The organism is Massilia frigida (genome assembly GCF_011682175.1).
GTDB classification, from domain to species: Bacteria; Pseudomonadota; Gammaproteobacteria; order Burkholderiales; family Burkholderiaceae_D; genus Telluria_A; species Telluria_A frigida.
Genome location: NZ_WHJG01000017.1, coordinates 1 through 14,607 on the forward strand (window position 1 = coordinate 1; position 14,607 = coordinate 14,607).

The window sequence follows — 14,607 nt, forward strand, 5'->3', positions numbered from 1 at the left end:
CATGCGCAGCTTGCCGCTGGCGACGACGGTGGACGAGGTGGAGGCGCTGTTGCCGTGGAATTTGCATAGCCATGATTTAGCCAGCGAAACGGTTCCCTGAACAGCCTGGGGTTCATGGGGCACTTACGAACAGCCGGGTGAACGGATTGGCGTGATCGGCACCTCGCTCGGCGCCGCAGCGCTGGTGTTGTCGAAACCCGGACGCGGGATCGATGCGCTGGTGATCGAGGCGATGTATCCGACGATTGAAGAAGCGATCGACAATCGCCTGCGCCTGTATCTGGGGAGCGCGGGTGCGGCGCTCGCACCGCTGTTGCTATGGCAGGTGCCGCTGCGGCTGGACCTGACTCTGGACCAACTGCGGCCGATCGATGCGGTGGGAGCGCTGGCCTGCCCTACCCTGATTGTGGGTGGCGAGAAGGATCAGCATACCAACGAGGCCGAAACGCGCCGCATTTACGCTGCCGTGCCAGAACCAAAACAGCTGTGGATCGTGGCTGGGGCTGCACATACCGACTTTTATGGCGTCGCAAGGAGCGAGTACGAATCGCGCATCGGCCAGTTCATGGCTCTTCACCTCCGCGGCATCAAATAGCTCAGCCACGCTGTACCAGCGCTGGTAATGCTACTTCATTGGTACGAAAACACATTTTCCAGTACCAAACCAAGGCCATCATACAGAACGGCAATAGCGCTAGTTCAGGCAGCCAGTAGCCGATTGAATCAATCTGCGATTTTTCTGCGACCAAAGAGATTCCGTATCCTCGCCCTATAAAAAAGATGATCGCATTGTAGGCGCCATGAACGAACATAGGAGCATACAACGAAGCAAACCTTACAGCTAAAATTGCATAGATAATTCCGTGCACAAAACTACTCAAGAAACTTTGATCAATATGAAAAACTCCGAACACAAATGACGAGGCGAGGATGCCGTAGCTTAATTGATATTTTTCGCGCAAACGTCGCAATATGAAGCCGCGAAAAATAATTTCCTCAATAATAGGGCCGATGAGCACAGTTGTCATTGCTTCTAGAACTAGCCAACTGCGCAGCCATTTCGTCTCTTCAAACGCCGAAGCCGAAACAAGGTTCCAATGCCGGTAAGCCCATTCGACATTAATCTGCGCGCTAAAAAGAACAAGCAATGCCCAGCATGCGATCCCAGACAATACGGTTACCATGATTACGATCACCAGCTCAATACGGGCCGAACGTGTTATTTTATTCCCCATCATTTTCGCGAAAGTAAGATTTTCTCTATGTAGAAAATTTTTACTTAAAATAATCATTGTGATCGCAATGCCAATCCACTGCAAGTATATAAAATTAGTTATCCCACTTCCAACGTAAGTACAAGCCTCGTGCCATGCAACAGTCACAACCATCCACACGATAAGAATTTCGTAGACCCTAACAGGGGCCGAGCGCGACAGCGTGGGCACAACTGAATTTTCTGTTTTCAGCATTACTCCCCCATGGCAAATTCCAAAAATTTTTAAGGGTGGCAAAGCGCCGCGCCGCTCAGCTCTACCACCCGGTTTTTAATCGCCGATATACCTATCCTCTATTTTTTACTCGTGAGTCATGTCATAGAGCCAACGGCCCAACCTTCCGCCCCAACTCTGTAGCTGATTAAACCCTGAGGAAATTGCATTACCGAAGTCCGCCGGGCTACCAGTACAGCCAACCTCTTTTGTGGAGACCGAGCAAGAGAGTTCACCACCACTGATTGCATTGAGAATAGCAACATTGTCGATTACTTGCATAACCACTCCTCGTTAAATTATCAACCGCGCCGGATGCGAGATTGATTCCCTACTATTGAAAAAGGCTAGAAAAATCGTCAATAATTTGATTTTATAAATTCTACTTAAAAATTCGATATGTTAAAGTTGACTCGCTAGGGCAAGGATTCATCAATCGATTCGCGTATTTATATTTTCCCATGTTTTCGCAAGTCGTCATTGTCACAAAACAATCAAGTCCCAGCCATGTTTCAGCAAGCCTGAGGGGTTGAGCTATGGTTACTCAACTCAACCGCTTTCCCGCCACTCAAACCAACCACACGATCCGCAGAGTTAATCGTCTCAGGCCGATGGGCCACCATGATGCGCGTCAGTTCCATGGCACTCAACACCGCGTTCACCAGCTGTTCATTTTGAATATCCAGATGGCTGGTCGCTTCATCCAGCGCCAGCACTTTGGGCGACTTATACAGCGCCCGGGCCAAAAGAATCCGTTGTTTCTGCCCGCCCGACAAACTGCTGCCCATGTCCCCCACCAAGGTCTGATACCCCATCGGCATTGACACAATCTCGTCATGCACAGCCGCCAGCCGTGCGCACCGCTGCACGTCGGCATATTCACATTTGCTGTCGAAAAAACTGATGTTGTCGATGATGGAACCCGCCAGGAGCACATCATCCTGCATCACTGTCCCGACCAGCTGTCGATATGCCGGCAGGCCAAGCTGCTGAATCGGTATTCCATCGATCATCACCTCCCCTTCTGTCGGCGCGAGCAAGCCGAGAAGGATCTTGCACATCGTGGTCTTGCCGCATCCGCTAGGACCGACCAACGCAACGCTCTGCCCCGCCGGTATGTGCAGATTCACGCCATCCAGAATCCATGGCTCGCCGTCCGCATAGCGAAACTTCACATCGCGCAGGGTGATGCTGGGAGAAATCCGGCTCAAATCGCTCTCCCACATGGTCGTCGGTTCCGCCGGCTCAAGAACGATATCGGACAGCCGCTCTGCATGCAGTCCCAGCATCTTCAGGCTGATCAGCATATCCACCAGACTGATCATGCGGCCGGCGAACGTCCCCGCGTAACTGATGAATGCCATCAGCATCCCCACCGTCAGCGCGTTTCGCAGCACCAGCCCCGCCCCAACGTAGAAAACGACCAGACCTTGCAAGCCGATGATCGTGCTGTTCGCCGCCTTGAGCAAAATGGTGAGTTTTTCGGTCCTGGCATCGCGGTTCACGACATCCTGCTTCAGGTTTTGCCAGCGTGCCTTGCGCTCGGCCTCTCGTCCAAATAACTTGAGGGGAACGATGGCGCGCACGGTTTCCACAAAATGCGTATTTTCCTTCGCTGCGAGTATCAACCGTTCCTGCGATGCGGCTCTGAGCGGCTGGTAGAAAATCCATCTCAACGCGGCATACAGCGCGACGCTGAGGACCACGATCAGCGTGAGCTCCGCGCTGTACATCAACATCATCCCCAAGGCCAGCAATGCCATCAATCCATCCAGCACGCTCTCCACGAACACGCTGGTCAAGGTCTGCTGGATCGCGGTAATACTGCCGAAACGGGACAGCACGTCGCCCAGGTGACGTTTCTCAAAAAATACCGTCGGCAGGTTGATCAGATGCGAGAACACGCGGGCCGACCATTGCAGCCCGACGTCGATACTCCATCTCATCAACACCATGCTGCGCGCGATACCGATCAGCGTCTGCGTCACCAGCAGCAGAGCAAAGCCGACCACCAATATCTGCAGCAACTGGTGATCGCCGCTGACGATCACCTCGTCGATCACGTACTGGTTAAACAGTGGCGATACAAGCGCAAACACTTCAAGCGCCAGTGCCAGCGCAAACACTTGCAACAAGGCCCGGCGCAATCCCACCACCGGTCCGGTCAGCTGCTTGATCGACATTCTCCGGGTGGCGTCTTTTTTCTCGAATTGCGCCGTCGGCAGGAGTTCCAGTGCGACCCCGGTAAAATGGTCCGACACCTCGGCCATCGTCAGGTGACGTTCACCGACGGCCGGATCGAAAATAACGACAGTCGTGGTGCCGCGCAAGCTGCGCTTGATCGTCTTGAGGACGACGAAGTGATTCAGATTCCAATGCAGTATGCAGGGACACTTCAAGGCACCCAATTCTTCCAGCGCCAGTCTTAACGGCCGCGAGGCGAGATGCATCGAACCGGCATGGCGCATTAATTGCGCCAAATTCGCGCCCTTGAGACTGATCGAAAAACGCCGCCGTAAATCCGCCAGATCCATATGGCTGCCGAAATGGCTGGCCACCATGGCCAGGCAAGCCAGGCCGCATTCGCTCGATTCGGTCTGTAGAATGGGTTTCATCGCCGCCTCCCTCAGATTGACTTAACGCTGCGCCGCCGCCAGCAACGGCGCGGCGATCCATTCCCAAATGCGCCGCTCGTCTTGCACGATGTCGGCTTCCAAGGTCATCCCGGCGCGCAGCGGCTGCGCCACGCCATACACATCGATGCTCTGGCGCGATAACTGGACCCTGATCCGGAACAAGGCTTCGCTGCTGTTGGCTCCGGGCGTGCTTAGTTGGGCATTGCTCAGGATCGTACTGGCCAGATGAGGGGGCAATTCATTGGGCGCGAACGGCGCCTTGCTGATATCGACAATGCGCCCGCGATGCAGCCCGAATTTCTGATAGGGATAGGCCTGATAACGTATCAAGACCGTCTGCCCGTCAGCGACAAACCCCATCATCCGGCTTGGCGCATACAGTTGAACCTCCAACGGCTCCATGGATTGCTTGCCGTTCGCCCCGGGAATCAATACCGCCAGCGACTGAGCTGCAACGACCGCTTGTCCGGACCGGTAGGTGATGGTCGCCACGATGCCGGCCTGTGGCGCGAGTATCAGACTGGTTTTCCGACTTTGATTTTCGGCGATGTCCTTGTCGATGCCGGCCTCCGAACGCTGTAATTGCGCGATCATGTTAGCCAGCTCGCCGGCGCTGGCGTTGCGTTCGGCCGTCAGGTTCAGCCAGCTGGCTTGTAGCTGCAGTTTTGCTCTCGCAAGCGTACTCACCCGTGCGCCAAGATCGATCAATTCTTCTTGCTTTTGCTGCGTCTGCGCGGCGGAGACGAAGCCATTTCCTTGCAGTGTTTCATACTTGGCGAGGCTAGCCCTGGCCAGTTCGATCCGTCGCTGCGCCAACGCGATTTCCTGATCCAACTCCAGCGTTTCCGCATTGACGTTCAACAAACGTTCATCGATGGCGCTCGTCTTGTCGCGATGCTGTGCCAGCCGGGTGCGGCGCTCCGACGCCAGCGTGTTTTTCTGGATCGTTAACTGTTGGGCCACCAGCATGGAAATCTCCCCGCTGCCGCCCTGGCGTTCCGTGGACACCTCGAACAGCGGCTGCCCGGCGACGACAGCCTGCCCTTCGGTCACGAAACTGCGCGAAAGAATTCCCGAGTTCATGGCAGAGATCGTCAAGCTTCCGCCTGCAGGCAAGGTCATCCCTGTCACCCGGGCTTTGCTGGTCACGCTGCCGAAGAAAATGTAGGCAAGAACGCACAGCGCCATCGCCAGGGCAACGCATGCAACGATCCGGACCGACATGGGCTGGGCGAGCCGGATCGCACCCATCCATTGATTGGCGTGCGCTTGCGCCACCTCCTTGCGGAAGAAGGTGTCGTTAACAGCGGCTTGATGTTCGGGTGGAGCGGCCTGCGGCGTATCCGGCGCGGCGCTGGTGAGCGTGTTCTGACAAATGTTCGACATTGGGCAAGGTCTCATTTCACGGTAAGCAGCGCGCGTCGCCTTCCAGCGGCGCGGTTTGCGTGAAGAAACAGAGTCTCAAAGCCTATCGAACATGAAGTCTTAGCTAATGACTTAACGTAAGTTTTTCCGACAATCTATTTAATGCATGTCAGCTTGCGGTAGAACAATACTGTGATTGTAAGATCAAACGGTCAGCGTGCTGCCCTGCGGAGGGCAGCGCTTGCAATACCGCTCAGTCGCCGGCCAAGCGGGTCGAACGGCCCAGGGTCCAGGCGAACGCCACGCCGGCCGACGCACCGGACTTCTTCTTCATCAGCGGACTGTCTTCGTTGGCGGCACCCGCATAACTCTCAAACCGCACGAAACCCAACACGCGCATATCGTCATTGAGCATGCGCGACGCGCTCGCGCCCACCCGTGCCAGGATCAGCCCCGCGTCGGCCTGATAAGCGGGCCGGGTCGATGTGGCGTAGCGCGGCTGAACTTCGTAGAAATAACGGTTCACCTTCTTGTCGCCGATGGCCACGCCGGCATTGGCATCGAAGGTCCACAAGCCGTCGGCGCTGCGCATTTCGTACACCACTTTCGGCTCGAACGTGAAGCCCTGCGTGCGCATGCCGGCGCGCGCTTCGATCACGGCACGCAGCGGGATGTCGAGGCGGATGCGGCTCGATGCGCTAGGTTCGGCGACGCGCACCTTCAGGCGCGGCCCGAATTCGAGCAAGAGGCCCAGGTTGGGCATGCCGGCGCGCGCGGCCACGTCGTCGGAGCGCGCCGGCAGCGATGCCGCCAGGCCCACATCGAGTTCGACCGCCTCGCGCTTGAGCAGGCGCGCGCCGATGCCGTTTTGGTCAGCGCGCAACACCAGGCCGCGGTAGATCAGGAACGGCAACACCAGGCCGCGCGATGAGCGGTCGGCCGAGCCGGGATACGCAGGCGCGGAGGCGACGCCGCCAAGGACGCCGGCTTCCCACAGCGGGAGCGGTTTGTTTTCGGGTGGCGCGGCGAAAGCGGCGATGGGGAGGGCCAGAAGGATGGCGGCAATTGCTACGGCTGGTTTCATGCGGATGCTCACGGGTGGATCAGCGAACTTGGATCCCCGCCTGCGCGGGGATGACGTTGGAGGCGCGGTCTGCTTGCCAGACCTCGAGACTACACAGGGAGGTGTCGAAATGATAGTTACGGCCAGATGGTTTTCAGCAGCGACGCCAGATGGTAACCGCCTTTGATCAGCTGCGTCTTGGCCAGCGCCGAACTGGGCACCGGATAATTCGATCCCATCTCCAGCCCGAAGGTGTAATACGTCTCGCCCTTACGGTTCACCTGCTTGCCGATCGCGCCCGGCGTCACGTCCGAATAGGCCATCTTGGACGCCGCCAGCGCGTCATCCGCCCACTGGTACGGCCAGCTGGTGACCTCGCCCGTGTTCATCGTCACCGCCGGTTTGCCATCGATGACCTTCTGCGCGAACTGCTCCGGCGTCTTGGTGCTGATGCGGCGCATCGCGTAATCGACCACGGTGCTGTCCCAGTACGCGTGGAACGGCCTGGTCGTCCACTTCGGCACACCGGGCGGCAGCGGCTTGGCTTCGCCCGGAATCAGGGCGGCGCTCAACGAGGTCAGTTTGTCGTCGTCGAGAAGCAGGCTGTTGCCGCCGCGCGAATCGTAGATGTTGAGGCTATCGATATCCGCGTGCTTCTTCGGCACCACGAACTTGCCATCCTTGCCGACAAACGCCGCCCCCACGTGCAGCGGCTGGTGAATGTCGCCGGTCATGTGCGCCACCAGCAGCAAGGCCTGGCGCCTGGTCAGCTTGTTCGGATTGAGCGCCGGATCGGTCTTGCCCTGCAAAACGGCGATCGCCTGCTTGAGCGTTTGCACGATGTCGACATCGGCGGTGCCCACCGCACCATCATGATAGTGCTCGTTCTGGAACGGGATGTCGGTGTAGTGGTATTCGCTGTGGCGGGGATTGGCCGCCGTGTAGGCGTTCATTTCCTCCGTTGGCGGCGTGTAGCCGGCACCGCCCTTCGCGCTGTCGGCCCACACGGTAATCGATTCGAGGCTTTCGCCCGGCAGCAGCAGGGCCGCGACCTGCTTCTCCGCATTGCTGCCCTTGATCAGTTTTTCGGCGATGGCGCCGACCGCGCGGTGCCCCTCGGCGCCCCACGCCAGCGCATCTACCGATACGAAGGCGCCGGACAGCGCCAGTACACAAGCCAGTTTCTTCATCATTCGTTCCCCTTGTTCGGTTTTGGATAGTCTTTGCCGATTTCGATCGGCTGGGCGTACGAGGAGCTCCACGCCTGCTCGTGCAGCGCGCCGATGCGCTGCGCCATCTTCTCGTTGCGCAGCACCACTTCGAGGTTGCGCGACTTGTCGAAGTAGCCGCCGGCCCAGTTGCTGGTGCCGACCCAGGCCAGCTTGCCGTCGATCGACATGGTCTTGCTGTGGATGACGCGCGCGAACGGAATCGGGCCGCTCGCGGCAAGCGGCAAGGTGACGATGCGCACCTCCACATTCGGCAGCAGCGCCAGGCTTTTCAGGTAGGCGATGCCCGGTTGCTCGGTATTCCAGTTCGAGACCATCAGCTTGATCTTGACGCCGCGCGCAGCCGCCGCGCGCACGGCATTGTCGATCACGCCGTAGTACGGGCGCGTGTTCTCAAGCCCATAACCGAGCGGCGCGTAATCGAGCAGCTGGATGCGCACCTCTTGCCTGGCGTCGGCCAGCAACGCCGGCAACACCGCTTCGGAATCGGCCACGCCGGGCGGATTGAAGGCGGCCGGACTGGCGACCAGCTGCGCGGCCTGCGCCGCCACCGGAACCGCGACGGCGCGCGGCACCGCCAGGTTCGCCGCCAGCAGCGACTGCGCCTGCCAGTCACGCTCGAACACGGCCTGCACCTGCGCCACCACGGCCGCGTCGGTGATCAACAGGCCGGTCTCGTGAATGTGGGTGAACGCACGCCAGTCGAAGTTCTGGCTGCCGATAAAGGCGGCCTTCCTGTCGACCGCGATGTACTTGGCGTGGATGATGCCGGTGCCGGTCAACTGCGCGTAATCGAGCACGCGCATGTCCAGATTCGGGATCTTGCGTAGCCGCTCCAAGGTGGCCGGATCGGACAGGCCGATGCCCTTCTTGTCGAGCAAAAAGCGGATCTTCACGCCGCGCGCGCCGGCCGCTTCGAGCCGTTCCACCACCTTCTCGAATGGCGTGCCGGCCTTGCTGATGGCGTAGAACTGGCCGATCACGATCTCGCCGCGCGCCTCGTCGAACAGCTGGGACCAGACTGCGGCGCTGCTGCGCAAGTCGGCGTTGACGAGCGTGGTTTCCAGCGGCGCGGTCTGCACCAGTTCATAGCCGGGAATGGAAAAACCGGCCTGCGCGTGCGCTCCGATGAACAGCGCAAGCAGCGCCGCCAGGCCGCGCCGAAGCGGCGTCATTGCACCGTCCCGATGCGCCCGGCCGGCGAGTCTGCGCCCACCGGTTTGTCCGCCTTGTCCTGCCTGATCAGGAACTGGACCACGGCGTCGATATCGCGGATCTGCGTATCGCGCTTGTTGGCGGCGGCGGCGAATGCCGGGAAGCTGTCGCCGCCTTCGGCCAGGAAGTTATTGCCCGCCACCCGATACACGGCGGCGTCGTCGAGCACCTTGCCGTTCAAGCTGACGCTGTCGCGGATCACGCGCTGGCCGGCCGGCGCGGCCGGGTTCCAGCGGTAGCTGAAGCCGTCCGACACTTGCAGTACCGAGACGCTGCTCGCCGCCGGACGCGCCCACTGCTGCTCCAGCAGCGCGCGGATCTGGGCGCCGGTCATGTCCATGACCACGATCGTATTCCCGAACGGGAGCACGATCTGCACGTCGCCGTAGGTGGCGGTGAGACTGGCGCCCACGTCGAGGTCCTGGCGCATGCCGCCCATGTTCATGAAGCCGATCTGCACGCCCTGCGACCTGGTGGCGGCCAGCACGGCGTCGGCGATCAGGCCACCGAGCACGGTTTCGCCGGCGGCGCTTTCCTTGCGGTTGATCGAACGGATGGCCACGCGCGCCACCGGCCGCGCCAGCGCCGCCTCGCTGCGCTCTTTGGCCTGCTTCAGATAGGCCGACACGCGCTGGTCCGGCGGATACTGGCCCGGTTTCATCACCACGTTGCGTACCCCGATCTCGCGCACCGCGCCGCTGGCCGGATCGACCATCATCTTGATGCGCGACAGGACATGGCCGCCCATGTCGCCCTGGGTCACCACGCGGCCATCGACCTTGCACTGGAAGCCGGTGTGCGAGTGGCCGCTGACGATCACGCGGATAGCCGGATCGAGCTTCCTGACGATGTCGACGATCGGACCTTTCAGGTCGCTGCAATCGGGTTTGTCGAATGGTTCGGGCGTGTGCCCGCCTTCGTGGATCAGCACCACGAATACCTGCGCACCCTGCGCGCGCATGGCCGGGATGACGCGGTTGATGGCGCTGACCTCGTCCTCGAACGTCAATCCCGCGATGCCCGACGCCAGCACCACCGACGCGGTATTGCGCAGCACCGCGCCGATCAGGCCGACCTTGACGCCCTTGACGTCTTCGATCCGGTAGGCCGGCAAGAACGGCTTGCCGGTGGCATCGTCGATCACATTGGCGGCCAGGTAGGTAAAGCCGGCGCCACGGAAGTCGGGCGTGAACTGGCAGGCTTTTTCAGGACGGACCGACTCGCAGCCGCCGCGCTGCTGGCGCAGCAGTTCGGCGCGGCCATTGTCGAATTCGTGGTTGCCGACCGAGGAGATGCGCATGCCGGCCAGGCTCAGCGCCTCTAACGCCGGTTCGTCCGCCCACATCGACGACATGGCGGGCGAAGCGCCAATCAGGTCGCCGGCGCCAACGAACAGCAAGTCCTTGTCTTCCTTGCGCCAGGCCTGGACGGCGGCGGCAATGGTGTCGATGCCGCCCGCCTGCTCGGTTTGCTCGCCGCTGGCGTGGATGCTGTTGTACTGGAATTTGGTGGAGTCGAGGTGGCCATGGAAGTCGTTCAGGGCAACCAGGTTGATCTCGATCGGGGGCGTCGGGCGCGTGGCGCAGCCCGCCGACAGGAAGGCCGCGGCGAGCGCGGCGCAAAGAGGCCTTGAGAGTAGTGTCATAGGTAGTAGGATAACCGAAGAGCGCAGGCCGCAGCGGACGCCACGCCCTTTCAAATGTAGCGGGAATGTATCGATCAAGGCAAAAAATCACGCACGGGCGGGACGAAAAAAAACGGCCAGTGTCGCCACCGGCCGCTCTTCAATCTAGCTTAGCCACGCATCAGAATTCGTACTTGACGGTCGCTTGAATGGCCCACTGCGATTCGCCCTTGGTCTGGCGAACGTCGAGCGATTCGACGCTGTCGCGTACTTTGTAGATGTACTTGCCGTTCGCATCGAGACCGACGTAGTCGACGAAGCTGCGCGCCTGTGCGCCCGCGCCCTGGAAGCCGACTTCATTGGTACGGCCCCATTTCTTGTTCAGCAAGTTGCCGAAGTTGAAGAAGTCGAGGCTGAACACGGCCTTGTTTTTCCCGTAACCCGGCAGTTCCTGGGCGACACGCATGTCGAAGCTGTTGGTCCATGGCGAGAAATCCGAGTTACGGCCAACCACGCCGCCGGCGGCTTTCTTGAGCACGCTGTTGCTGTTGACGACGCCCCAGAACTTGTCTTCGTTGACAGTGCTGCCTGGCTTGTCGCCTTGGAACACCACCTGGCCCGAACCCGGTGCCGATGGGATGTACATCAGGTCGTTACCGCCCGAACCATCACCGTTCAAGTCGTTGTTGACGGTCCAGCTGTATGGCTTGCCCGAACGGCCTTCGTAGAACATGCCGAAGCGCGTCTTGTAAGCACCGAAGAAAGCCTTCTGGAAGTTGACGATGGCGTTCACACGGTTCTTGACCAGGTAGCTCGAATTGGCGTTGACTTCTTCATTCGGATTGAAGATCGAACGGCCGGTGAAGTTCGAGTTCGAGGTCGACGAGGTCAGTGGCGACACTTCCTTGGCGTCGGTGTAGGTGTAGGCCATCGACCAGCCCAGGCCCGAGGTCAACGGACGGCTCAGCGAGAGGGTCGCCATGCCGCTGCCACCCTTGTCGGTCTTTTGCGCCAGCAGCACGTTGGCGAACGATTCGTTGCTCAGTGCCTTGCTGCGGAAACCGGTGCAGCCCGTGCCGCTGGTGATCGCGTTGCCGGTTGCGCTCCAGCACGCCGCACTGTAACCCTGCGGCGTGTAATACAGTGCGCGGCCATCGCTGCCCTGGCGGGTTGGTGCGCCGAGGTTCAGGTTCTGGTAAAAGATGGCATCCTTGGACTTGAGGTGCAGGTATTCGGCGCCGAAGACCAGGCCGTACCATGGCAATTCCATGTCGAAGGCGATGTTGGCTTTCCACACCGATGGCTGGCGCAAGCCTTGGGCCAGGATGTCGACGTTGGCCGCCGGCATCGCGGCGTTGCCGCCGAAGCTGCTCTTCTGCTGGTCCGGATTGGCGCTGAAGATGGTCGCGCCGTTGCACGAAGCAAAGTTACCGGTGCCGCAACCGACCGTGGTGGTTGCCACGCCAGGGTTCGAGAACGGGTTCGACAGCCAGACAGCGGCAGCGTTACCCTGGAACAAGCCGGCGCCACCGCGGATTTGCATCTTGCGGGTGGTGTCGAAGTTGTAGTTGATGCCGAAACGCGGCTGCGCCAGGTTCTGGCCGTCGAAGGTGTTGGTGTTGTCCATGCCATAGCCACCTTTTTCGCGCAGGCCGGTGGCAGCATTGCCTTCGATCTTAGGTGCGGCGACGGCGTCGTTGCGGCGCGGGCGGTCGTCGATGCGGGCGGCATCGAGGCGCACGCCAAAGCTCATCGTCAGGCGCGGGCTGATGGTCCAGGTGTCTTGCACGAAGGCGCCGTAGTTTTTCAGCGAGAAATTGGCGACGGCATCATTCAGGTTCACGCCAGGGGCGGCAACCTGCAGCTGGTACGAGCTAGGACGGCCCTTGCTGAAGTTTTCCAGGATCGCGCGTTCGACATCGGCCGGGCTGGCGGTGCCGCAGGTGATGGCGCCGAAGCTGTAGGTCCAGGCCGCGCTGCTGTTCTGGCAGCTGAACGAGTAATTGCCGAAAATGTTTTGCTGGAAGGCGTTATAGACCGTGTTGTTACTGTAATCGCCGCCAAACTTGACTTCGTGGTCGCCCAGGGCCCAGTTGGCCCCCAGGTACACGTCGTCGGTCTTGGTGCCGAGGATGTTGCGGTGACGGCTGTTCTCGGTGCCGAAGGCCAGCGAGCGGTTGGTGGTCGGCACCGATGCAGGCGTACCGGCTGGATTGGCGCCGGTCATCGACAGGCTGATCGACGGCAGGCGCGCGTTCAGGGTCGGCACGCTGTCATAGTCGCGCTGCGACAGCTTGAATTCGGTCGAGAAGTTCGGGGTCCAGTCCGACGTCACCTGGGCCACGAAGGTTTCGATCGCTTTCTCTTGCGAATACCACTGCGAGTTCAGCGACAGGCCGGTGGCGGAAATGCCGGCAAACTGCGGCTCGGCCTGCGACGTTTTCGCGTAGCGGAACATGGCGCGGTGGTCGTCGTTAATGTTCCAGTCGACCTTGACCAGCATGTCTTCCACGTTCAGCTTGGCGCCACTCGGCACATCGGTGGTGCCGGCATTGATGCCGTAGGTGTTGGTGGCGATGCCCTGTGCGGCCGAGATCAGCGCCGGGGAAATGCCGACGTTGGTCAGTGAGCTGCCCAGCGGGCCGAAAGCGGGCGCCGAACGGCTCGATTCGAGCTTTTCGTAGTTCGCGAAAATGAACAGCTTGTCCTGGATCAGCGGGCCGCCCAGGGTCACGCCCTTGGTGGTTTCCTTGAACGACGGTGGCGCATAATACGTATCGTTGGCATTGTTGTAGCGGTCGCCGGCCATCGCATCGTTACGGAACACGTAGTAGACGCTGCCCTTGACGGTGTTGGTGCCGGACTTGGTGACGGCGTTGATATTGCCGCCGGTGTAGCCTTTTTGCGTGACGTCGTAGTTGGCGACGTTCACTTGCACGGTCTGGATCGCTTCGATCGAGATCGGTTGCTTGGCGGTCGGGCTGCCGTTCGCTTCCAGGCCGAAAGTATCGTTCACGGCCACGCCGTCGATGGTCAGCGAGTTGTAGCGCGAGTTCTGGCCGGCCACGGAGATTTCGCCGCGTTCCTTGTCGGTCTGGGCCACGCGCGGGTCGGCACGGGCGTAGTCTTGCAGGTTGCGCTGGATCGATGCCTGGGTGGCGATCTCGGTCGAACCGAGGCTGGTGCCGGCGCCCATGGACGATTTCGAGAACTTGTCGGAGCGGGCTGCCGAACCGGCGATGGTCACGGTCTGCATCGGTGCGCCCAGGGTGGCGTCGATAGAGGCGGTCTCGGCCAGCTGGATGTAGACGTTTTCGCGTTTTTCGGTGATGCCGCCTTTGCTGATGATGATCGTGTACGGACCGCCCGAACGCAGGCCGCGCGCCACGTAGCGTCCCTCGCCGTCGGTGACGACATTGCTGACGGAACCGGATTCGGCGTGGACGATGGACACGGTCGCGCCGCTGGCAGGCTTGCCGTCGGCAGCGGAAATGCGCCCGCCGATGGCCGACGTGGTGTTCTGCGCCATGGCCGGCAAGGTCGCCAGCGCGATCGATAGCGCCAGCGCCAGCTTGGTGACCTGCATCCGATTATGATTGATCATTGTGTAACCCCAAAAAAAGACATGTTATGGTGGAAAGCGGCGAAGCCTTCCCTCTGTACTTTGTTGCAAATCTGCGCTGGCGGCACTGGTGGCGCCGCCACGAAAAGCCTGTCACATGAAGCGAAACCGTCTTGTTTGTCATCCGTCGTGCCCGCCGAGCGACTGCGCCCGGCCGCGGCATGTTGCTGCGCAGCGCGCAAGTCTACTTGCCGAATGTGTCAGCACCATGACTGGGCGGCAACAGGCAATACCATGTTTCCGGGAACATTCTCAGCCAACTATGCAGCAGCGCCCGCGCGGCTGACAAATACCATTTCGCTTATGCATTTATATATCGATCATATAAATTCATGCATAAAGTAGTGCTAGAACGGCTGAGATAGA

At 60.2% G+C, this 14,607-nt stretch carries 10 protein-coding genes; 1 reads left to right on the plus strand and 9 read right to left on the minus strand.

Annotation, left to right across the window (positions count from 1 at the left end; genetic code table 11):
• The first annotated feature begins 151 nt into the window (after nt 1–151).
• Entirely contained in the window at nt 152–595 is a 444-nt protein-coding gene (locus F2P44_RS17245; RefSeq protein WP_167088290.1) for an alpha/beta hydrolase, read from the plus strand.
• Nucleotide 596: 1 nt separating this feature from the next.
• Here F2P44_RS17245 and F2P44_RS17250 read toward each other — a convergent pair whose 3' ends face one another.
• From F2P44_RS17250 to F2P44_RS17290, 9 genes are all read right to left on the minus strand, one after another.
• Nucleotides 597–1,469 (minus strand): CPBP family intramembrane glutamic endopeptidase, encoded by an 873-nt coding sequence (locus F2P44_RS17250; protein WP_167088291.1) that lies wholly within the window; start codon nt 1,467–1,469, stop codon nt 597–599.
• A 105-nt stretch (nt 1,470–1,574) separates the two neighbouring features.
• A complete protein-coding gene (locus tag F2P44_RS17255; RefSeq protein ID WP_167088292.1) occupies nt 1,575–1,769 on the minus strand; it encodes a hypothetical protein in 195 nt (64 codons plus the stop codon).
• A gap of 230 nt (nt 1,770–1,999) precedes the next feature.
• Nucleotides 2,000–4,102 carry a peptidase domain-containing ABC transporter gene (locus F2P44_RS17260; protein WP_167088293.1) on the minus strand — a complete coding sequence of 701 codons (2,103 nt, stop codon included), beginning with the start codon at nt 4,100–4,102 and terminating at the stop codon, nt 2,000–2,002.
• A gap of 21 nt (nt 4,103–4,123) precedes the next feature.
• Nucleotides 4,124–5,509 (minus strand): HlyD family secretion protein, encoded by a 1,386-nt coding sequence (locus F2P44_RS17265; RefSeq protein WP_167088294.1) that lies wholly within the window; start codon nt 5,507–5,509, stop codon nt 4,124–4,126.
• A 232-nt stretch (nt 5,510–5,741) separates the two neighbouring features.
• Complete coding sequence (locus F2P44_RS17270) at nt 5,742–6,572, minus strand: MipA/OmpV family protein (RefSeq protein WP_167088295.1); 831 nt, start codon at nt 6,570–6,572, stop codon at nt 5,742–5,744.
• A gap of 116 nt (nt 6,573–6,688) precedes the next feature.
• Nucleotides 6,689–7,741: a S1/P1 nuclease gene (locus F2P44_RS17275; RefSeq protein WP_167088399.1), complete on the minus strand. Its 1,053-nt coding sequence runs from the start codon at nt 7,739–7,741 to the stop codon at nt 6,689–6,691.
• Nucleotides 7,741–8,955: a phospholipase D-like domain-containing protein gene (locus F2P44_RS17280; RefSeq protein WP_167088296.1), complete on the minus strand. Its 1,215-nt coding sequence runs from the start codon at nt 8,953–8,955 to the stop codon at nt 7,741–7,743. Before F2P44_RS17280 ends, F2P44_RS17275 begins: the two co-directional genes overlap by 1 nt.
• The gene (locus F2P44_RS17285) at nt 8,952–10,640 is read right to left on the minus strand and encodes a bifunctional metallophosphatase/5'-nucleotidase (RefSeq protein ID WP_167088297.1); all 1,689 of its coding nucleotides are present in this window, start codon (nt 10,638–10,640) and stop codon (nt 8,952–8,954) included. Before F2P44_RS17285 ends, F2P44_RS17280 begins: the two co-directional genes overlap by 4 nt.
• A 160-nt stretch (nt 10,641–10,800) precedes the next feature.
• A complete protein-coding gene (locus F2P44_RS17290; protein WP_167088298.1) occupies nt 10,801–14,223 on the minus strand; it encodes a TonB-dependent receptor in 3,423 nt (1,140 codons plus the stop codon).
• Between the last annotated feature and the right edge of the window lie 384 nt (nt 14,224–14,607).